Source organism: Providencia sp. M-27, assembly GCF_011077905.1.
In the GTDB taxonomy this organism is placed as follows: domain Bacteria; phylum Pseudomonadota; class Gammaproteobacteria; order Enterobacterales; family Enterobacteriaceae; genus Providencia; species Providencia huaxiensis.
On the sequence record NZ_JAALBT010000012.1, the window covers coordinates 1 to 21,777 of the forward strand.

21 protein-coding genes are annotated in these 21,777 nt (G+C 41.3%); 7 read left to right on the forward strand and 14 right to left on the reverse strand.

Annotation, left to right across the window (positions count from 1 at the left end):
* From G6Q48_RS22275 to G6Q48_RS15875, 3 genes are all read left to right on the forward strand, one after another.
* On the forward strand, positions 1-86 hold an 86-nt coding region (locus G6Q48_RS22275; RefSeq protein WP_039139885.1), incomplete at its 5' end, for a hypothetical protein.
* A 54-nt stretch (positions 87-140) separates the two neighbouring features.
* A complete protein-coding gene (locus G6Q48_RS15870) occupies positions 141-2,624 on the forward strand; it encodes a fimbria/pilus outer membrane usher protein (protein WP_102137567.1) in 2,484 nt (827 codons plus the stop codon).
* Between the two features lie 22 nt (positions 2,625-2,646).
* Positions 2,647-3,384 carry a fimbrial biogenesis chaperone gene (locus G6Q48_RS15875; RefSeq protein ID WP_166267511.1) on the forward strand — a complete coding sequence of 246 codons (738 nt, stop codon included), beginning with the start codon at positions 2,647-2,649 and terminating at the stop codon, positions 3,382-3,384.
* A gap of 325 nt (positions 3,385-3,709) precedes the next feature.
* Here G6Q48_RS15875 and cysM read toward each other — a convergent pair whose 3' ends face one another.
* The 5 genes from cysM to G6Q48_RS15900 all read right to left on the reverse strand — a co-directional run bounded on the left by cysM (position 3,710) and on the right by G6Q48_RS15900 (position 8,772).
* Positions 3,710-4,594 carry a cysteine synthase CysM gene (gene cysM / locus G6Q48_RS15880; RefSeq protein ID WP_166267513.1) on the reverse strand — a complete coding sequence of 295 codons (885 nt, stop codon included), beginning with the start codon at positions 4,592-4,594 and terminating at the stop codon, positions 3,710-3,712.
* Between the two features lie 374 nt (positions 4,595-4,968).
* Complete coding sequence (cysA, locus tag G6Q48_RS15885; protein WP_102137564.1) at positions 4,969-6,057, reverse strand: sulfate/thiosulfate ABC transporter ATP-binding protein CysA; 1,089 nt, start codon at positions 6,055-6,057, stop codon at positions 4,969-4,971.
* Positions 6,058-6,059: 2 nt separating this feature from the next.
* A complete protein-coding gene (gene cysW, locus G6Q48_RS15890) occupies positions 6,060-6,920 on the reverse strand; it encodes a sulfate/thiosulfate ABC transporter permease CysW (protein WP_102137563.1) in 861 nt (286 codons plus the stop codon).
* Entirely contained in the window at positions 6,920-7,750 is an 831-nt protein-coding gene (cysT, locus tag G6Q48_RS15895; RefSeq protein ID WP_102137562.1) for a sulfate/thiosulfate ABC transporter permease CysT, read from the reverse strand. The genes cysW and cysT overlap by 1 nt, the downstream gene beginning before the upstream one ends.
* Entirely contained in the window at positions 7,750-8,772 is a 1,023-nt protein-coding gene (locus G6Q48_RS15900; RefSeq protein WP_102137561.1) for a sulfate ABC transporter substrate-binding protein, read from the reverse strand. Before G6Q48_RS15900 ends, cysT begins: the two co-directional genes overlap by 1 nt.
* 322 nt (positions 8,773-9,094) lie before the next feature.
* Between G6Q48_RS15900 and G6Q48_RS15905 the strand changes: the two genes are divergently transcribed.
* Both G6Q48_RS15905 and G6Q48_RS15910 read left to right on the forward strand, forming a co-directional pair.
* A complete protein-coding gene (locus G6Q48_RS15905; RefSeq protein WP_094961724.1) occupies positions 9,095-9,280 on the forward strand; it encodes a type II toxin-antitoxin system HicA family toxin in 186 nt (61 codons plus the stop codon).
* Positions 9,281-9,329: 49 nt separating this feature from the next.
* Positions 9,330-9,743 (forward strand): type II toxin-antitoxin system HicB family antitoxin, encoded by a 414-nt coding sequence (locus tag G6Q48_RS15910; protein WP_094961723.1) that lies wholly within the window; start codon positions 9,330-9,332, stop codon positions 9,741-9,743.
* A 65-nt stretch (positions 9,744-9,808) separates the two neighbouring features.
* Here the strand turns inward: G6Q48_RS15910 and G6Q48_RS15915 are convergent, their stop codons facing one another.
* From G6Q48_RS15915 to G6Q48_RS15925, 3 genes are all read right to left on the reverse strand, one after another.
* Entirely contained in the window at positions 9,809-10,708 is a 900-nt protein-coding gene (locus G6Q48_RS15915) for a Dyp-type peroxidase (protein ID WP_166267514.1), read from the reverse strand.
* A 242-nt stretch (positions 10,709-10,950) separates the two neighbouring features.
* Entirely contained in the window at positions 10,951-11,556 is a 606-nt protein-coding gene (locus G6Q48_RS15920; RefSeq protein ID WP_166267516.1) for an RpoE-regulated lipoprotein, read from the reverse strand.
* A gap of 91 nt (positions 11,557-11,647) precedes the next feature.
* Entirely contained in the window at positions 11,648-12,079 is a 432-nt protein-coding gene (locus G6Q48_RS15925; protein WP_004264887.1) for a GNAT family acetyltransferase, read from the reverse strand.
* Positions 12,080-12,215: 136 nt separating this feature from the next.
* On the opposite strand from G6Q48_RS15925, the gene hemF reads away from it, so the two are divergent.
* Entirely contained in the window at positions 12,216-13,133 is a 918-nt protein-coding gene (hemF, locus tag G6Q48_RS15930) for an oxygen-dependent coproporphyrinogen oxidase (RefSeq protein WP_166267518.1), read from the forward strand.
* 158 nt (positions 13,134-13,291) lie between these two features.
* On the forward strand, positions 13,292-14,428 hold the full coding sequence (locus G6Q48_RS15935; protein ID WP_166267520.1) for a M4 family metallopeptidase: 1,137 nt from the start codon (positions 13,292-13,294) through the stop codon (positions 14,426-14,428).
* A gap of 119 nt (positions 14,429-14,547) precedes the next feature.
* On the opposite strand, the gene rluF is transcribed toward G6Q48_RS15935, so the two are convergent.
* From rluF to ispG, 6 genes are all read right to left on the reverse strand, one after another.
* Positions 14,548-15,417: a 23S rRNA pseudouridine(2604) synthase RluF gene (rluF, locus tag G6Q48_RS15940; protein ID WP_102137557.1), complete on the reverse strand. Its 870-nt coding sequence runs from the start codon at positions 15,415-15,417 to the stop codon at positions 14,548-14,550.
* 180 nt (positions 15,418-15,597) lie between these two features.
* Entirely contained in the window at positions 15,598-17,076 is a 1,479-nt protein-coding gene (der, locus tag G6Q48_RS15945; protein WP_102137556.1) for a ribosome biogenesis GTPase Der, read from the reverse strand.
* Between the two features lie 130 nt (positions 17,077-17,206).
* Entirely contained in the window at positions 17,207-18,379 is a 1,173-nt protein-coding gene (gene bamB, locus G6Q48_RS15950; RefSeq protein ID WP_166267522.1) for an outer membrane protein assembly factor BamB, read from the reverse strand.
* 20 nt (positions 18,380-18,399) lie between these two features.
* On the reverse strand, positions 18,400-19,023 hold the full coding sequence (locus G6Q48_RS15955; RefSeq protein WP_102137554.1) for a YfgM family protein: 624 nt from the start codon (positions 19,021-19,023) through the stop codon (positions 18,400-18,402).
* Between the two features lie 10 nt (positions 19,024-19,033).
* Positions 19,034-20,311 carry a histidine--tRNA ligase gene (gene hisS / locus G6Q48_RS15960; RefSeq protein ID WP_166267524.1) on the reverse strand — a complete coding sequence of 426 codons (1,278 nt, stop codon included), beginning with the start codon at positions 20,309-20,311 and terminating at the stop codon, positions 19,034-19,036.
* A 219-nt stretch (positions 20,312-20,530) separates the two neighbouring features.
* Entirely contained in the window at positions 20,531-21,649 is a 1,119-nt protein-coding gene (gene ispG / locus G6Q48_RS15965; RefSeq protein ID WP_166267526.1) for a flavodoxin-dependent (E)-4-hydroxy-3-methylbut-2-enyl-diphosphate synthase, read from the reverse strand.
* Positions 21,650-21,777: the final 128 nt, after the last annotated feature.

Here is a 21,777-nt window from a genome sequence, read left to right on the forward strand (position 1 = left end):
CAATAACAAGGGAAGACTCACTCGTGGCTGCAACCCTGCTTACTCAAAATCTATTCACACATGGTTACGTTTTGGGGAAATTATGAGGGGATCTCTCAGAGCTTTGTATTTCCTCTATCGATTAGCATAAGAGTGCCAACATGTATTTTAACAGAAAAAATATAGGTTATATTATCTCACTCATTATGTGTGGTGGATATACGAACGCTGAAACTTTTAATATCAACGCCCTTAATTTATCTGTAGACGATAATATTGACCTAAGCTATTTTGAAAAAAATAGTTTAAGTGAAGGTTTATATGAGTCGGATATCATTTTAAATGATAAAAAAATCATCCGCGGCGAAAAAATTAAATTTATTAATAATGGTGGAATAATTGAGCCGTGTATTACGGCGCAGTTAATAAAACGTTTCCCATTAAATGAAGAGGCGAAAGAAATATTACTTTCCTCTCAAGAAAACGATTGTATTAATTTACTCTCTCTCGATCAAAACGTGGCTATCGATTTTAATGATAGCGAACAAGTTCTGAGTATTTCGATACCTCAGAAATATATGGAATCGACTTATTCTTCGTGGGTAACCCCTGAAATGCGCGATTACGGTATTGCTGGGTTAATTTTAGATTATACGATTAGCGATAATCATTTAACCCGTAAAAACGAAGAAACACGTAACCAGTTATATGCCTTCGGAAATGTGGGCGCTAACTTCGCGCAATGGCGTTTACGGGCAAATTACCAATATGAAAATAAATTGGTTGGCGAAGATGGACAGAGTAGCAAGAAACGCAACTTAGATTGGGACCAAGTCTACGCTTTTAGGGATATTACCAGCTTATCGGCGAAGTTGTTTGCCGGGGAAATTTTTATTAAATCAGATTTGTTTGATAGCGTGCGTTTCAAAGGCGTGAGCATGTTCACCGATGAAAGCATGATGCCACCGAATCTCAGGGGGTATGCGCCTCAAATTACCGGGGTTGCAGCCTCAAATGCAACGGTGACCTTATCACAAAATGGCCGTATCATCAGCCAAGTGAAAGTGCCGGCGGGTCCTTTTGTGATTAAGGACTTAAGTCAATCCATCATGGGAACCATCGATGTAACCGTAGCAGAGGATAACGGTAAAGAAACGAAATTTCAGTTTACCACAACCAATATTCCGTTTTTAACCCGTAAAGGACAAGCGCGCTACACCTTGAATTTAGGTCAACTATCCCCGAAAAATGGTACCCATGCTAACGACAATTTTATGACTGTCGAAAGCTCTGTTGGGGTGTTTAACAATACCTCTGTTTTTGGGGGAATAGTGGCGACAGCGGGAAATAAATATAAAGCTATTAACCTCGGTATTGGTCAAAATATCGGCTTTTTAGGGGCTTTTTCGGTGGATATCACCCAATCTTACGCCGATACCTTACTGGGGCATGAGAAAGGCAAAAGCTACCGTATCAACTATGCCAAAGATTTACCGAGTTTTAATGGGCAGTTGACATTAACCGGGTACCGTTTTGCCGACAGAACCTTTAACTCTTTATCTAATTTTGTTGAGCAAAACTTTGTCGACAGACAAAATATCGATACCAATAAAGATAAACATGTTTTTTCATTGTCTTACGCTCAGCAATTACCTGGGATTAATGCGAGTGCGAATATCACCGCATCCCGTAAAACCTATTGGAATGGTAAGCAAAATAACTATTTCAGTGTGGGGCTAAATAAATTCTTCGATGAAGGTATCATGAAAGGTGGGAACATATCCCTGTCTTTAAACCAAGTTCGTGGAGCTAATAATAAAACAGATAACCAGGTTTATTTATCAGTCAGCAAACCGTTAAACTCTGAAAACCATAATGCATCCATATCGTATTTCGCCTCTTATAGTGACAACAACAAGCGCTATGCGAATAATGTGAATTACAGTCGTCATATTGATAGCAATACGAACTATAATTTAACTGCATCAACCCAAGATGGGTTATCGGAAGGGATGGTGAGCACATATGTATCACACAGTGCGGATGCTGGCCAAGTGCAAGTCACAGGGTCATTATCGGACTCAATGACGTCGCTGGGTATGACAGTGAGTGGCTCGGTCACCGCGACACAACACGGTATTTCAGCGCACCGTTTAACGTATCGTGACCAATCTCGCTTAGTGGTTGATGTGCCAAATGCGAAAGGCGTGATTATTGAAAATGGCAATGCGACGACGAATAGTCGTGGGTTAGCTACTATCAGTAACGTTCCGACCTACTATAATATGGAGTATAAGGTGGATGTGAACAACTTACCAGACACCGTAAACATTGATGATAATGTTTTAGCGTCTACACTCACTGATGGTGCAATCGGTTATGCTAAAATGGATGCGGATATTGGTAAATCGCTGATAACACGAATTAAGCTAGCTAATGGTCAATACCCACCATTAGGCTCAGTGGTGAAAAATAACGTAACGGGTAAAGTTTCAGGCATTATTGCTGAATCTGGCATCGTCTACTTAACCGGGTTGAACATGGGCGATCAGCTTAGCGTCAACTGGGGAGATGCACAAGCATGCACGTTCTTAGCTGACAGCCTCCTGGCTAAAAGTAGCGATTCAATTACTTGTCGTCACTAATGTGATTTCAATGGGTGAAAAAATGACATTATTTAAAAAAGTATTTTCCGTTGTTTTACTATCAAGCGTCATGAGCCAAGCGTATGCCGTCCTTGGGTTAGATAGAACCCGTATTATTTTTAATGAAGCCGATGGCGGAACCAGTGTCGTTGTTGAAAACCAAGATACCGCTTCTTCATTTTTAGCGCAGACATGGATAGAAAACCAGAAAGGTGAAAAGCTGACTAACTCACTAGTGGCGTTACCTTTTTTACAAAAAATCGGCCCTAAACAGAAAAAACAGATCAAAATTGCCTATATGGATGGACAAAATACCTTACCAACGGACAGGGAGAGTCTTTTGTATTTCAATGTATTAGGTATTCCACCGCAAGGTAAAGAAGCGAATGCGGTTCAGTTTACTATTCAATCACGCTTAAAACTGTTTTATCGCCCAAAAGGTATTGACTACAAAGTCTCTGCCGAGAAAGATTTTCAGCGCGATTTAAAAGTCACAAAACAAGGTGGACAGATTACGTTATCGAATCCAACCCCGTTTAATATTGTGATCACCAATATCAATGTTGACCAAAGTAAGGATAAAGATTTTCCTGAAGTGCTTGTCGCCCCGTTTAGTGATTCGACCGTGACATTGAAAAACCCAGCATGGAATAGTTTTGAAGTCGCTTATATTGATGACTTTGGTGGCCTGAAATTTAATAAATACCAGTGTGCCACAGCACAGCCGTGCCAATTACTACCACAGCCGAAAAACAAATGAAAGTAACAGAAAACAATCAATAAAAGCACTACAAGTTATATTAGGGATAATGCTTCTAGCCGTTGGTCAAGATCCAATTGAGCAGCTTCAAGCTTGAATCCAGCACTGAACAGTCGTCTTATACGCTTTGCCATAATGGGTGACCAAATTAACTATGCCACTACAGTCAAAGTAACAAATAGATTAGCTTGAACGAAGAGAAAGCAGCGTCATTTAGGCGCGGTCGGTAATAAGCCCTTATAGGGCTAGAGCAAACCACCCGCATAGCGGGTGGTTATAATTTGTGGAGATTTTTTATTGAGCACAGACTTGCCATTGAATTATCTCACTCATTAAATACACCTGTTGATAAATAACGGTCTCCTCGGTCGCAAATGACTGCCACAATGACCGCTCCTGGGTTAGCCTTCGCCACTTTTAATGCACCGGCAACCGCCCCACCCGAGCTCACCCCACAAAAGATACCTTCAACTTTAGCTAAAGCTCTCATGGTCTCTTCCGCTTCTTGCTGGTTTATATCCAGCACGCTGTCGACTAACGAGTCATCGAAGATACCGGGCAAATAGCCAGGAGACCAACGACGAATACCGGGGATCTGGCTCTTTTCCGCAGGCTGTAAACCAACAACATGTACATCTGAAGATTGTGATTTTAAATAATGGCTTACCCCTGTGATTGTCCCTGTCGTCCCCATACTGGACACAAAGTGGGTAATGCTACCGTTAGTTTGCTGCCATATTTCAGGACCTGTGGTTTTAAAATGGGCCAACGGGTTATCAGGGTTATTAAATTGGTCTAAAACTTTCCCCTCGCCTCTTTGTTCCATTTCCTTAGCCAAATCGCGGGCACCTTCCATACCAACAGCCGTACTCACTAAGATGAGTTCTGCACCATAGGCTTGCATTGAAGCTTGTCGCTCTTTACTCATGTTATCAGGCATGAGTAATTTCAGTTTGTAGCCTTTTACCGCAGCAATCATCGCGAGTGCGATACCTGTATTTCCACTAGTTGCTTCAATTAGCGTATCACCTGGTTTAATTTCACCCCGTAATTGCGCTTCATTAATCATTGAAAATGCCGCGCGATCTTTCACTGAACCTGCGGGGTTATTACCTTCAAGTTTCACCCAAATTTCAGTTTCAATCCCTTGTGTTAAACGCTGAAGTTTTACTAATGGGGTATTACCGATAAATTGTTCCAGAGCCGACACGTTACCATCCTTATAATTTTTATATATAAATAAGAAACAATAGAGATAAGATATTACCCCAATATTGGTACGTGAAAGTTGAAATCTCTTCACATTAATATTAGAAAAATAGATTATCTTAATGACCATTTCTGATATAGCTAATTGATATATTATATTACAATAAGCTTATAGAATTACCAGTTATATTTCACATAAAAATACAATAATTAACCCTATTTTATCAATGAGTTAGATGGATTTTGAACATAAAAGGAATTAGGCTGCATATTTTTATATACAAAGCCTAAATATCGCTAATATATGAAGAAAATAATAGAAAATATAACACCAATAATATATTTATCAGTGTTATAAATTATTGAATTTTATATTCATGCACTTTTAGCTAACTGTGGGAAAATTAATTCCTGATCCCCTTGATAAATCTTCGCCTGTTGGCTGCCTAAAAAGTAACGCTCACCTCGAGTTGGTATCGTTTTAGCAGATTGCCAAATCACTGACAACGGTTCTTTACCCCAACCTAAAGGCTGAACGGTTAATTGCCAAAAATGCCCTCTTGGCCCCGATTCGGTGACCCTAACGGGTAAACGGTGCTGCTCATCCACTTCCGCTTGTAATGAAATATCCCAAGGCCGTAAGAATACATCGACTTCACCTTGCTGAGCACCAGTATGCTTTAGTGGGAACGCATATCCATCGATATTCAATGTGGAACCTTTGATATGGGCAGAGATTTGGTTGATTTCCCCCATAAATTCAAGGACAAAACGTGTCTCTGGACGTTGCCAAATATCGCTCGGTGTACCCACTTGTTCAATATGACCTTGGCTCATCACCACCACTCTGTCCGCCACTTCCATGGCTTCTTCTTGGTCGTGGGTGACAAAAACACTGGTAAATTTTAATTCATCATGTAATTGGCGTAGCCAACGGCGTAACTCAATACGCACTTGTGCGTCGAGCGCACCAAAAGGCTCGTCCAATAATAAAATTTGCGGGTCAACCGCGAGAGCCCTTGCTAATGCCACACGCTGTTTTTGCCCCCCTGAAAGTTGTGCGGGGTAACGTGAAGCCAAATGGCCAAGTTGAACCATTTCTAGCAATTTGGTTACTTTATCTTTAATAACTTGAGCTGATGGCCGCTGTTTTCTGGGTAAAACAGTTAAACCAAATGCCACATTATCAAATACTGTCATGTGCCGAAATAGCGCATAGTGTTGAAATACAAAGCCAACATGCCTATCTTTGGCGTGAATTTTACTGACATCATGGCCATGAAAACGTAATAACCCCTGACTTTGCTGTTCAAGCCCTGCAATGATACGCAATAAGGTTGTTTTTCCTGAACCAGAAGGCCCTAATAGGGCAACCATTTCACCCGATGCGATATCCAGTGAAATATCGTTGAGTACTTGGGTTTTACCAAATAACTTACCGATTTTTTCAATTTCAATACTCATGATTAATGGACTCCTGATTCAGATTGCTGTCGACTTAAATGCCACTGCAATGCACTTTTAAGAATTAAGGTGATAATCGCCATGACTGCGAGGATCCCTGCGGCCGTAAACGCCCCTACCGTATTATAATCTTGATGCAATAATTCAACCTGCAACGGTAAGGTGTATGTTTCCCCACGAATAGCCCCTGAAACTACCGAAACCGCACCAAATTCACCGATTGCCCGGGCGTTAGTTAAAACGACCCCATACAGTAGTGCCCAGCGGATATTGGGTAATGTCACACGCCAAAACATCTTCCATCCTGACGCTCCCAGTAACACCGCAGCTTCATCTTCTTGGCTACCTTGGCTTAACATCAAGGGCACGAGCTCACGCACGACAAATGGACACGTCACAAAAATGGTCACTAACGCCATACCTGGCCATGAAAACATGAGCTGGATATCAAAACCTTCAAGCCACCCACCAAACCAGCTGTTCGAGCCATAAAAAAGTAAGTACAGCAAACCCGCAACAACAGGTGAAACCGCAAATGGGATATCCACCAAGGTGAGTAATAATTGGCGGCCGGGAAACTGAAATCGCGTTACTAACCAGGCCATCATAGTGCCAAAGACTAAATTTACCGGAACAGTAATTAAAGCGATTAATACTGTTAAACCAATGGCATGTAACATGTCTGGGTCTGCCAGATTTAATAAAACGGTATCTAACCCTTTTTGAAAAGCCGTAATAAATATCCAAACAATTGGAATGACTAACAGTAAAAATGAAAACAATAAACCTATTGCAATTAGTAGCCATTTTCCCCAGTTAATTTGAGTACGGCTAGCGGTGTGAATTGGTGTAATTTGCGCCATTACTTGCCCCCTAACCGTTTACCAAAGCGGCTTTGTACTAAATTGACACTAAATAGAAGTAACAATGAAACCGCTAAAATAACCGAGGCCACAGCACTGGCTGCCGGGTAGTCAAATTGCTGTAGCTGACTAAAAATCATTAATGAAACAACTTCGGTTTGCCACGCAATATTACCCGCAATAAATATAATGGCACCAAACTCGCCTAAACTCCGTGTAAAGGACAAAACCGTTCCGGCTAATAAGGCCGGTGAAAGCTCTGGCAGTACCACTCGACGAAAGGTTTGCCAACGGCTCGCACCTAGGGTTTGAGCAGCTTCTTCGTACTCAGGGCCGAGCTCTTCCAATACAGGTTGAACTGTACGCACAACAAACGGAATACTAGTAAAAGCCATCGCAACCGCAATTCCCAGCCAAGTATTCACGACTTTAATATCAAACTGCTGCAGATATTGCCCATACCAGCCCGAGGTTGCAAACAGGGTTGCCAATGTCAGCCCCGCTACCGCAGTAGGTAAGGCAAAAGGTAAATCCACTAAACCATCTAAGAACAAACGCCCAGGAAAACGATAACGCGTTAGGATCCACGCTAATAGCATGCCAAACACCGCATTAAACAAGCTTGCCACTAGCGCTGACAATAACGTCACTTTATACGCGGCAACCACTTGCGGGTAACTAATGACCGCCCAATATTGCTGCCATGTCATTTCTGATAATTGAATTACCAATGCGCTCATGGGTAATAGCAATATCAAACAGGTATAAAATAGACTGCTACCTAGCGTTAGCCCGAAACCCGGCAAGAAACGCTTTCCTGAACGCTCCATTAACGGCGCCCTTCTGCCATTAATTGGTCAAATTCTCCACCTGTAGCAAAATGAACCTCCATCACTTTTGGCCAGCTCTCAAATTGTGACTCAACGGTAAAGAGCTGAGTTTCAGGAAATTTAGCCTTATTTGCATTCATCACCGCTTTGTCATTCACTCGATAATTATACTGAGTGATGATTTCTTGAGCCTGTGGGCTATAGAGATAATTTAAGTAAGCTTTAGCGACGTCTTCCGTGCCATTTTTCTGTACATTTTTGTCGACCCAAGCGACAGGAAACTCCGCTAAGATATCCACTGGCGGTACAATGACTTCGTAGTCTGACTCGCCATACTGAGAGCGAATATTATTCACCTCTGATTCAAAGCTAATGAGGACGTCACCGAGCCCTCGCTCAATAAATGACGTCGTCGCGCCACGCCCACCGGTATCGAATACCTCTACATTTTTCAAAAACTGTTTCATTTGTTCACGGGTTTTTGCTTTATCATCTTTATTTTCCTGATTAAAAGCGCCCCATGCCGCAAGGTAGGTATAACGGCCATTTCCTGATGTTTTTGGATTTGGGAAGATTAGTTTGACATCTTCGCGGACTAAATCATCCCACGTTTTAATTCCTTTAGGGTTTCCTTTACGAACTAAAAATGCCATCGTTGAATAATAAGGCGAGCTATTATTTGGTAAGCGCGCTTGCCAGTCTGCTGGGATCAAATTCCCTTTCTCATGCAAAATTTGCACGTCAGTGACTTGGTTGTAGGTCACGACATCCGCTTTCAAACCTTGTAAAATAGCTAAGGCCTGCTTAGATGAACCTGCGTGTGATTGCTTAATCGTGAGTTTGTCGTCAGGGTGAGCCTCATTCCATTGCTTTTCAAATGATGGATTCAATGCCACAAATAATTCACGGGCAATATCATAAGAGCTATTAAGTAGTTCAGCGGCAACTAATGGCGAGCTCCCAAGTAATGATACCGTTGCCAAACTCGCTAGTGCTGTTTTTTTCAAAAATGATTTTTTCATTCCACACCTGTTCGTAACTAAACCCAAATGGCTAAGATTAAAACCACTGTATCTGTTTTGGTTATAACTGTGTAGCTATCAATCACCTTTTTATATACCAAATTGGAATAACAAAGAAATGAACGTCATAAGCAGGAAAATTAACTGATTTTTTAATTAGTTAGTGATATGAATGCGTTTCATTTTTAAGTTTAGCGAAGCAAAGACACCTTAAACATTTTCCCCCTCTCTCTTTTTTATACACATAATACACACTTTAAATATTGTAAGCACTCTTCAGAGTGTGTATTATGTGTATATCAGTTAACGAAATGGAGGGATCGTGCAAAGTTCGGAACTGATAAACATACTGCAAAAAAACGGTTGGAAACTTGAAAGAATAAAAGGAAGTCACCATCAGTTTTCCCACCCACATTTTTCAATTGTAATTACTGTTCCGCATCCACAAAAAGATTTAAAGATAGGCACACTAAATCACATTTTGAAGGCTGCGAAACTAAAACATTAAATAAGAAAAGCGTTCACGCATGAGCGCTATCTTTAATGGAGATAACCTAATGCTTTATACCGCCTTTATTGAAATTGATAATGATGGCAGCGCAAGTGGCTGGTTTCCTGATATTGAAGGATGTACATTCGCGGGCAGCAATATAGAAGAGGCTTACGCAGAAGCAAAATCAGCAATTGATGCTCATTTTGAATTATTGAGTGAAAAAGGCTTTGAGATCCCATTATCGAAATCTCAGCAAACGCTATTGAACCCAATACAACCTGAATATGCGCATGGGATATGGTTATTTGTGGATGTCGATATGGATAAATACGATGGCCGTACTGAGCGTATTAATATCACCTTGCCGCATCGTTTATTACATCGTATTGATGCTTTAGTGAAGGTTAATCCTGAATATGGTAGCCGTAGTGGTTTTATTGCTGCTGCAGCTCGTAAAGAATTAAAAAAAACCGATTAATACATGGAAAATAATAGATTATATAAATAATTATCAATCGCCGCATCCCTGCGGCAACTTATTGATCAAAGAGACGTCAATGTCTCAATCGACGGAGCATAGTAATAACTCCCCGAAACGGCTTTCGTCATACGTAGCAAATCATCGTATTTGCCGTCTTTTTCGCCGAACATGCTTAATAATTGCTGTTCAATATTGTGTAACCTTGCACAATAAGCGATAAAAAATAAGCCATGTTTGCCGCTTGCTGTACCATATGGCAAGCTGTGACGCATAACTGAAAGCTCTTCGCCCTCTTCTTCTATCACCACGCGTGAGACATGAGAGGTGACATTGCGTGCATCTTCATCTAATTCAACGCTATCTTTTTTCGTACGACCAATCATTTTTTCTTGTTCATGTTCCGAAAAACGATCCCATTTTCTCAAATCGTGTTCATAGCGTTGGACTAAAACATAACTTCCGCCTGTATCTTCACCATCTTCGATTAATGTGACTTCTGCAATTTCTTCCCCTTGCGGGTTCTCTGTTCCATCAATAAAACCGCTTAAATCTCTGTCATCTACCCAACGGAAGCCATGAATTTCTTCCACTACAGAGATAGATTTACCAAATGCTTTTAAAGCTGCCTGCGCTAATGAAAAATTAATATCATGGCGCAGTGATTGAATATGAATAAACATATCCCGTTGAGTGGCAGGAGCAAGCCCTTTACCTAGAGTGCGAAATGGTTTCAATTCAGGGGCAGTATTTGCCTTACCGAGCTGTTTCCAGATGTCAGAACCAAACGCGATAACGGCACCAAGGCGATCATCTGGATATTGCGCTTGTAATTTGGTTAAAGCCTCGACAAAGCTTTTACATCCAGACTTAACTTCATCCAGAGCTCCCTCTTGCACTTGCGCTTCAATAAAAATACCAAAACGGCTATGTTCTTTCAAAATACCACTTTGAGAATGAGACATACGGTAAACCTCGTAAAATGAATATGTTATATAACCTATTTTTTATATAAGCGATTTTAATATTCTATCTTATCGCTATGATGTTCGCCTTGTTTTAACGCAAGGGAATATAGGTTTCCGGTCTATTATAAGAAAGAAAATTTAAGAAAGGGGAAATTTCTTTGAAAACAAGGAAAAAGAAATTTTAGTGGGAAGATATCGCCAGTATGAATAGACCTGGCGATATCATTAACGAAATGAGGTTATTTATGCCAAATAATTTGTGAGACTTGCCATGTTTTCAGGTCATTATCTGAAGGCATTAAATCTTCTGGTCCTTGCCATTTACCTGTAAAACGGTAAACCACTTTACTTGATTGCGGTGAATTACATTCAATGGTAGGAACGTCATTGACTCGCTCACCTAAGCCGCAAATACCAAATGCTTTTTGATAAATTTCGCTAAATTCAGTACCAATCGTAGGCCCCCATTCGGTTGCGATATCAGGGTCATTCACCGTAATTCGCGATACATAGCCGTGCTCTGGACCAACTATTTCTAATTTTACTTCATCATCATCCATTCCTTGGAAAATTGTGACCACATCCCCATTTTCCATTTGCATACCGCTGCGTAATGCATAGTGGTCATCCAGTTGTTTCTTAATGATATCCGCTTGCATTGGTGTAAAACTAGTCACTTGACCAAGGCCTGAGTCAGAAACCGTCAGTGGACCACTAAACCAAGTCGACGGTGAAAAAACCTTCACACCCGCACACCCTGATAACAGGGCTGCTCCACAGAGTAGAGAAGCCTTAAACAACGGCGATAATCCATTATTACTATTCAACTTTGCATGTTGGGACATATCATCCTCTTTTATGAGTCGCATAATGCATATTGTGACAATCTATTTATTAAAACATTCCCATGAATAGTTAAATAAATAGTCAATTAACTTAAAAATCCGTTTCGTGAGTTAATTTTTTCGAATAAATTAAACGTTCAGGTTGTTCTTCTTCATACAACATTTTTTCAAACATACAGATAGCCGCATCAGACTCTTCACTCACTAACAGCTCTATTCTTCCGCAGCCTCTGGCGATCAGTTTTTTTTCTAGTCGGCTCACTAGTGCATTAGCGATACCACGGCCACGGTATTCAGGGTGAACGGCAAGGTAAACAGCAGTACCACGAATGCCATCATATCCTCCCATAATAGTGCCAACGACTTCCCCGGCAACTTCAGCCACTAAAAATAAGTCTGCCCCACACTGTAATTTGCGTTCGATATCGAGCTCAGGATCCCCTGAAAATTCATTGAGAGAACAGCGCTCCCATAGTGTCAGGACATCTTCATAATCACTTTGCCGAAAGACTCGTATTTCCATCTTATTTGCCTGCTTAACCTAATCTTTCTGCCATTATCTCTGCTTTTACGACACAATCAATATTCAATATGCCTTTCTTCGAGCAAAAGGGTATACTTTAACCATTATTTTTTACCTATGGTTCTATTATAAAACAATGAATTACCCAGATATTGATCGTGTAAAAACCTATTTGCAAAGCTTGCAAGAGACCATTTGCAAAAAAATCACTGAGCTAGATGGTAAAGAAACTTTTCTAGAACAAACATGGGAACGCTCTGAAGGTGGTGGAGGTCGCAGCCGGGTACTAACTAAAGGGGCACTATTTGAACAAGCAGGGGTGAATTTCTCTCATATTAAAGGAGAAAAATTACCTGCATCTGCTTCAGCCCATCGCCCTGAACTTGCAGGTCGCAGCTACCAAGCAATGGGCGTCTCTCTCGTTATTCACCCTCTGAATCCTTATATTCCAACAACCCACGCTAATGTCCGTTTCTTTATTGCTGAAAAAGAAGGTTGTGAGCCTGTTTGGTGGTTTGGTGGTGGTTTTGATTTAACCCCTTTCTATGGTTTTCATGAAGATGTTATCCACTGGCACACCATTGCTCGTGATTTATGTCGTCCTTATGGGCATGATGTTTATCCTAAATATAAAAATTGGTGTGATGAATATTTCTTCCTGAAACATAGAAATGAGCCTCGTGGTGTTGGCGGGCTATTTTATGACGACCTTAACCAAGGCGGGTTTGAGTCTTGTTTTAACTTCACTCAAGCCATTGGCAATGGCTTTTTAGATGCCTATGTGCCTATTGTTGAAAAACGTCGAGAGTATTCATGGGGTGAACGAGAACGTCAATTCCAATTATATCGTCGTGGCCGTTACGTAGAATTCAATTTAGTATGGGATAGAGGTACATTATTTGGCTTACAAAGTGGAGGCCGAACAGAATCAATTTTAATGTCAATGCCTCCACTTGTTCGCTGGGAATACGACTATCACCCAGAACCGAATAGCCAAGAGGCCGCTCTCTATACTGAATTTTTAATCTTAAATAAAGAGTGGGTTTTGCCATAATTAATAACATTGGTTTACAAATTAAGGTAGAAAGATAACTGTTCTACCTTCCTAACATAAAATAACAATAATTAACTTTAAAGCTTAGATATCAGGTAGTTACAAAATCATCACGACGAATTATGATTCCATTTCACCCAACTGAATGGAGTTATAATATGAATCAATCTTTAGGCCGTTCGTTACTCTCACCTTGTTTATTGGCCAATTTAGTGACTAAAGCAGGTCATAGTGACTTAAAACCAACGCTCACACATATCAATGATATTATGAGCCGAACCTATTCACATGAAGATGCCTTACTTCATCGCAATAATCTTTCATCTTGCCCTATAGATACAGCTGGAAAGCGTTATAACCGCTTTATTCGTGACGCTCAACTCCCCGTTCCATATAAGCACCACTGGCACTCCGACCTACCAATCTGTGAACGTTCAGGACTTTCTCCAGATAGTCATATGCCACATGATGACTATGCTGTCATTATGTGCGAAGACGACACTCAAGCTCCCTCAAGGCCAGCTGGGCAAGTATTTAATTCAATTGGTGTTATTCGTACCTTTTTTAAGGAAAAATTAAATATTGACCAAATTTTTGGCTGTTCTGCTGATATTAATGCGGTTATTCATTATGGAACAAACTACGCTAACGCATTTTGGAATTCTCAAGCTATTTTCTTTGGTGACGGGGATGGAATCGTTTTTGGTCCATTCTATAACGACATTGATATAATCGCTCACGAACTTGCTCATGGTTTCATTAGTTCAAAAGCTAATTTTAGATACTCTTTCCAGTCAGGAGCACTGAATGAGTCCGTCGCAGACGTACTTGGTATTATGGTGAAACAATATTTGAACAATGAAACAGCGGATACATCTAGTTGGTTGCTCGGGGAAAATTTATTTATCGACCAAATAAATGCGCCAGCACTACGTTCTATGATGGATCCAGGCGACGCTTATTATCTTTCTGACGATATTAGAGATCCACAAGTTGGCCATATGGCGCAATATCAGGATTTACCTATTTTTATTGATAATGGCGGCGTACATATTAATTCAGGCATTCCAAATAAAGCCTTTTACCTATTAGCCAAGAGCCTTGGTGGTTATACATGGGATATTGCAGGTAAAATTTGGCTTGAAGCCGTATCTGACAAACGCGTGACCTCGAAGGCAACCTTCATCGAATTTGCTGATGCAACGATCCGCGCAGCTAAGAAACTGTTTGATAATAATATCGCACAAAAAACACAACAGAGTTGGTTAGATGTTGGGTTAGAAGTCAATCTGTAATCATTAATATCGCTAGATAGCATTAAACTATTTAAGAACCATTTACTGAAAAACTAAAGGCCGATATTAAAGAGCATTCGCTAACTCTTTCATTCAGCCTTATTAATCAAACCTGCACGTTAGCGTTTTTTCTTTTTTCTACCTGGTTGTGTAAATTTTTTACGTGTCGGGTTTTCTGTTTTTGCTTTTGGTTTACTTGGCGACGCTTGCTTTGTATTACCTTTACTCGCAGAAGTGGATTTCTGTGGCTTTTTCAATTTTACGTCTGACTCAGATTTTTCCATCATATCAAATAATTCAATTAGTTCATCATCCGTTAAGTCTCGCCACTCACCGACAGGAATGCCGGTCAACTTAACATTCATAATGCGAACGCGTTCAAGTTTTGTGACTTCAAAACCAAAATGCTCACACATACGACGAATTTGACGGTTTAGCCCTTGCACAAGCGTAATTCTAAAAACAAAAGGCGCTTCCTTCTTAACCTTACATTTTTTAGTCATTGTACCGAGGATCGGGACTCCAGCGCCCATTCCACGAATAAAATCATCTGTAACGGGCTTATTGACAGTAACTAAATACTCTTTCTCATGAGAATTTCCAGCTCGCAAAATTTTATTCACCAAATCCCCATGGTTTGTTAGAAAAATTAACCCTTGAGAGTCTTTATCTAAGCGGCCAATTGGAAAAATTCGGGTGCTGTGATTAACATAATCAACAATATTATCTTTTTCACCACTCTCCGTCGTACTAACAATACCGACTGGCTTATTGAGTGCGATTAACACTAAATCTTCTTCATTACGCGGCTCAATTAATTGCCCATTAACTTTTACCACGTCACCAGAAAAAACTTGGTCGCCAATTCCTGCACGCTTACCATTAATAAATACATTACCCTGCTCAATATAACGGTCAGCTTCACGCCTTGAGCAAATACCACTTTCACTAATATATTTGTTTAAACGTGTAGAAGAACGAGTGTCCATAATTTCCCTCAATCTTTAATTCTTACCCTTCGTCCATCATGATGTATTCTGGTCACGTAAGGGCGATATTCTTTCTTAAAGTATCAATCTAGATAATATTAAAAAGCCGTAACAGAATAATTTTGTTACGGCTTTGTCTGTTCAATAGGGTTAATTAAACCTTCATTAACGCCTTACTGACTAACGCTTTTTCAAATGCTGCATTAAACGCTTACGCTTACGTAGCTGGGTTGCCGTTAACTTATTTTTCTTATCTGCATAAGGGTTTTCACCCTCTTTAAACAGAATTCGAATTGGCGTTCCCATCACTTGTAATGAACGACGGAAGTAATTCATCAAATAACGTTTATAGCTATCTGGTAAATCGGAAACTTGGTTACCGTGGATCACCACAATCGGTGGGTTGTGTCCTCCGGCATGGGCATATTTCATTTTAACACGACGACCACGGATAAGCGGTGGTTGGTGCTCATCTTCTGCCATCTTCATAATGCGTGTTAATAATGCCGTTCCGACTCGACGAGTTGCTGATTCGTAAGCTTCTTGCACTGATTCAAATAGATTCCCCACTCCACTACCATGCAGTGCAGAAATAAAGTGAATACGTGCGAAATCAACAAAGCCAAGACGCAGTTCAAGCATGTCTTTTACGTGTTCGCGGTCTTCTGGCTTCATACCGTCCCATTTATTGACCGCAATCACCAATGAGCGCCCCGCATTGAGGATAAAACCAAGTAAAGATAAATCTTGGTCTGAGATACCTTCACGTGCATCAATGACTAATAATACGACGTTCGCATCTTCAATCGCTTGTAACGTTTTAATTACAGAGAACTTTTCGACTGTTTCAGTGACTTTGCCACGTTTACGAACACCTGCGGTGTCAATCAGGATATATTCACGCTCATCGCGTTCCATTGGAATGTAAATGCTGTCACGGGTTGTCCCGGGCATATCAAACACAATAACCCTATCTTCACCTAATATACGGTTGGTTAATGTGGATTTACCCACATTCGGGCGACCAACAATGGCTAATTTAATCGGTAGTGTTGTTGGGTCAAAGTCATCTTCTTCGTCTTCATCAAGCTCACCTTGAGCTTCTAACTCAGCCCAATAAGCCGCATTTTCTTCTTCTTCAGTCAGCTCAACCTCTTCTTCGTCTTCACCAATAAAAGGTTTTAACGATTGTTCGATTAACTGAGTGACACCACGGCCGTGCGATGCTGCGATAGGATGAATTTCCCCTAAGCCAAGAGAGTAAAAATCCCCGATTGCCGTTGTAACATCGATGCCATCTGTTTTGTTCGCGACTAAATATGTTTTTTTCTTGCGACTACGAAGATGTTTGGCAATACCTTCATCTGCAGGCATTAACCCAGATCTTGCATCAACCATAAACAGAACAATATCGGCCTCTTCAATGGCTTGCAAGGACTGTGCGGCCATGTGCGTTTCTACGCCTTCCTCAGTCCCATCGATACCACCCGTGTCGATAATAATGAATTCATGCCCTTCAACTTCAGCACGACCATATTTGCGATCACGAGTCAGACCGGGAAAGTCCGCTACTAATGCGTCACGGGTACGGGTTAAACGGTTAAATAACGTGGATTTTCCTACGTTTGGACGCCCTACCAGCGCTACGACGGGTATCATTCTTAGATGCCTCACAACTTTTATTAACTTAAGGAATTCTGAGGCTTTAACTCAGAAAACAAAAAAACGAAACGGCTCCTGTCTTCAGGAACCGTTGATTTTATCGATAAATTGGCGGTTTGTCAGAAAATTAACGTGTTAACAGGTAAACTGTTCCGTTTTTTGTCTGAACCATTAGCTTATCACTCGCAACAACTGGGCGACTGTGAATACCTGAGCTGTTTAATTTGTTTTGTGCAACAAACCCACCCGTATTCATGTCTAACCAATGCAGATAACCTTCTTTATCACCGACAACAAGATAGCCATTATACATTTCTGGCGCAGATAACCCACGATTTAACAGGTCTTCCTGCGTCCATAGCGTCACACCATCGCTTTTACGAACAGATAATACGCGGTCACTTTGGTCAACGAGATACAGGTTTTCACCTGACATCACCATGTCATTGATTGAGCCCAGCTCACGTTTCCACAGAATTTGACCTGAGCGCATATCCAGTGCTGCCAATGTGCCATTATAAGCAATCGCATACACTTTACCGTCATCAATAATTGGTGTCATGTCGACATCATTTAAGCGGCCGATTTCTGTCGAACTCGTCACTTGCGAAATACGTTGTTGCCAAATTAATTGACCTTGAGACAACAGCACCGCACTGACACGGCCGTTGTCCCCACCGACAATCGCAGCACCAAAAGCAACCGCAGGCGCAGATTCACCGCGTAATGACAACGATGGGGTATCCATGTTAACGGTCCATTTGATTTCACCGCTATTGACGTCTAAAGCTTGCAGTTGGCCATTACTGGTATGAATAATAACAAAATCATTACTCACTACCGGTTTAGAAAGGGCTTCACCGGCAACTTCGACATCCCAAACGACTTGGCCATCTTCTTTGTTCAGCGCAATAACGGTTCCGCGCTCTGTACCCACAAAGATTTTGTCGCCATCGACGGTTAAACCGCCTGACAATAACGCAGACAAGTTAGCAGAAAGAAAACCTGTTCGTTTAGATAAATCGACTGACCAGAGCTCTTTACCGCTATCGAGTTCAAAAGCTTTAACTAAACCTTTACGGTCTGCTGCATAAACCGCTGAACCATCCCAAACAGGTGATAATTCAGAATAAAATTGTTCAACACCATTTCCGACAGATTTATCCCAAACAATTGATGGGCTGAATTGATTTTCAACCTGTGGAAGTGGCGCCATGATAATAGAATCAGTTTCGCTGGAACAACCGGCAAGTAAAGCTGAAGCGACTAGGCCAACTAAAAGTGTTTTGCGCAACTGCATGTTTGTCGTTTCCTTTCTTCTTATGAATTAGATACGTTGTTCAACTTCAGAGTCAAAATACCTCTAATAGATTGAGAGCCTTCACTTTCTAACCCCTGAGCGTAAGCCGCTTTTGCACCTGCTTTATCGCCCTTGTGGAGTAAAGCATCACCACGGACATCCTGTGCCGTTGCTTGCCATGACTTACTTTTAATATTTGCAACTGATGCTATCGCACCGTCCGCATTACCTTGAGCCAATTGAACTCGCGCTAAACGCAGGTTAATTAAATCTTGCATATCCGCGGTTTTTGCCTTTGCTAGTGCATTGGTCAAAGCAGTTTGTGCGTTAGCCAAATCACCTTTATCCACAGCGATTTGCGCAAGCTCTAAGCCCATCATCGCACTGTATACATCGTCAGTTTCAGCTGCGAATTTTTGCGCTGCAACAATACTTTGTTCTGAACCTGAACGTAACTGAGTGTTTACTGCTTCAAACTTTTGAGCGCTTTCTTGCAGTACATTGGTTTTATGTGATTGCCAGTAGTTCCAACCAAATACACCACCCACACCAATTACGAGGCCAACAACTAATGCCACGCCATTATTCGCAAAGAAGCGTTTAATCGCATCGACTTGATCATTTTCGTTTGTATAGACTTCCACTTGTCTCTCCTTAACCTAATAACTCGGCTATGCGTGACGCCATAAGTTGCTGCGAAATGGTTTCTTGTACGCCTGTGCGTAAATCTTTCAATGTGGCTTGGTTATTTTGAATTTCATCTTCCCCCAAGATCAGGGCAATTTTAGCGCCTTGTTTATCCGCTCTTGCTAACTGTTTCTTGAAGTTACCACCACCGTGGTTAGTCATTAACCGCAGTGTCGGTAGTGCATCACGCACTTTTTCGGCCACTAATATCGCTGCTTGCTGGCTATTTTCGCCAAATGAAGCAAGATAAACATCAGCCACTGAAGCATCCGCTGTAAATTCAGGATTCACTTCTTGGACTAATAACACCATGCGTTCCATACCCATGGCAAAACCCACCGCAGGTGTTGCACGACCGCCTAATTGTTCAACTAAGCCATCATAACGGCCACCCGCGCAAACTGTACCCTGTGAGCCCAACGCCGTTGTTACCCATTCAAAAACAGTGCGGTTATAGTAGTCAAGACCACGAACTAAACGCTGATTAACACGGTATTGAACGCCAGCGGCTTCTAACAGCTTGCATAAGCCATCAAAGTGCTCACGTGATTCGACATCAAGGTAATCAAACAGTTCAGGCGCATCATTCAATAAAGTCTGAACGTCTTGATTTTTGGAGTCCAAAACACGCAGAGGATTTGTGTACATCCGGCGTTTGCAATCTTCATCCAGCTTGTCTTTATGCTGTTCTAAGAAAGCAACTAAGGACTCACGGTAATTAGCACGCGCTTCTAGTGAGCCAATCGAATTCAGCTCTAATGTCACATGCTCACTAATACCTAATGCTTTCCACCAGCGCGCTGTCATTAAGATGACTTCTGCATCAATGTCAGGACCCGCAAGACCAAACACTTCGGCACCTAATTGGTGAAATTGACGGTAACGGCCTTTTTGTGGGCGCTCATAACGGAACATTGGCCCTAAATACCACAAACGCTGTTCCTGATTGTACAGCAAACCATGCTCAATACCGGCACGGACACAACCTGCGGTATTTTCAGGGCGTAATGTCAGACTTTCATCATTACGGTCATTGAAAGTGTACATTTCTTTTTCAACGACATCCGTCACTTCACCTATCGCTCTGCGAAATAGCGGGGTCTGCTCTACAATCGGGGTACGAATTTCACTAAAACCATAACCCTGTAAAATATTTTTTAATGTTGCTTCGATTTTCTGCCATACACGCGTGTCAGCTGGTAAGTAATCATTCATGCCGCGAATGGCTTGGATATTTTTTCCCACTTTATTTCTCTATTTTCAGAATTACATAAGTTTGATTATAAGAGCGAAATATCATCTGGTTCAATCAACAAACACCAATTACTGATACTAATCGGGATTTATCTGTCAATTTGTACGGTGAGCGACCGATTTTAGAAAAAAATGCGGATAATTGATATAGCGTTTGTTCTAAATATGCCAAACGACACTATGAATCGTTTGGCACTAGATTAGACAAAATTAATCTTTTAAATTGACTTCAATCCGCTTGCTTTCATCCATCATCGCTGCTTTGGCTCGAATTTTAGCTTCTAGCTGGTCGATAATGTTGTCATTATCAAAGCGCTCTTTTTGACGTTTACCGTCTTCATAGAAACCACTCTTGGTTTTTGCGCCTGCAACACCTAGCGTGGACACTTCCGCTTCACCGGGACCATTGACCACACAACCAATAATCGACACATCCATTGGTGTAATGATATCTTCTAAGCGCTGTTCTAACTCATTCACCGTGCCTATCACATCAAACTCTTGCCGTGAACAAGTTGGACAAGCAATAAAATTAATGCCACGTGAACGAATACGCAGTGATTTTAAGATATCAAAACCGACTTTAACTTCTTCAACCGGGTCTGCGGCTAAAGAAATACGCAAGGTATCACCAATACCCTCGGACAGTAGCATTCCTAAGCCAATTGCCGATTTTACTGAACCTGCACGTGCACCACCGGCCTCGGTGATCCCTAAATGCAGTGGTTGATCGATTTTATTCGCTAATAAACGGTAGGAGCCGACAGCGAGAAACACATCTGATGCTTTTACACTGACTTTAAACTGGTTGAAATTCAGTCTATCTAAGATATCCACATGGCGCATTGCTGACTCAACTAAGGCTTCAGGTGTCGGTTCGCCATACTTCTCTTGAATATCTTTTTCAAGGGAACCACCATTGACCCCAATGCGAATAGGAATATTGTAATGGCGTGCACAATCAACCACTTGGCGAATTCTTTCTTCGCTACCAATATTACCTGGGTTAATACGCAAGCAATCAACACCGTATTCGGCCACTTTTAATGCAATACGATAGTCAAAATGGATATCAGCCACCAGAGGAACACTAACTTGCTGTTTAATCAACTTAAACGCTTCTGCCGCATCCATCGTAGGAACAGAAACGCGAACAATATCCACACCAACACGCTCAAGTGATTTAATTTGGCGGACAGTAGCTTCGACATCAGTTGTGCGGGTATTGGTCATTGATTGGACAGCGATAGGTGCGCCATCGCCTACTGGTACGCTGCCTACATTAATACGAGTGGATTTACGTCTTTTTATCGGTGATTCATTATGCATTTTTGTTTAATTCTCCGAACGTCCATGTGCTCTTTGTTACCGTGGTACTCTTTGCTACCGAGGTATAGTTTTAACGATTATTTTTATACGCTCAACTATACACAAGAAAGCAAACCATAGCCTATCAA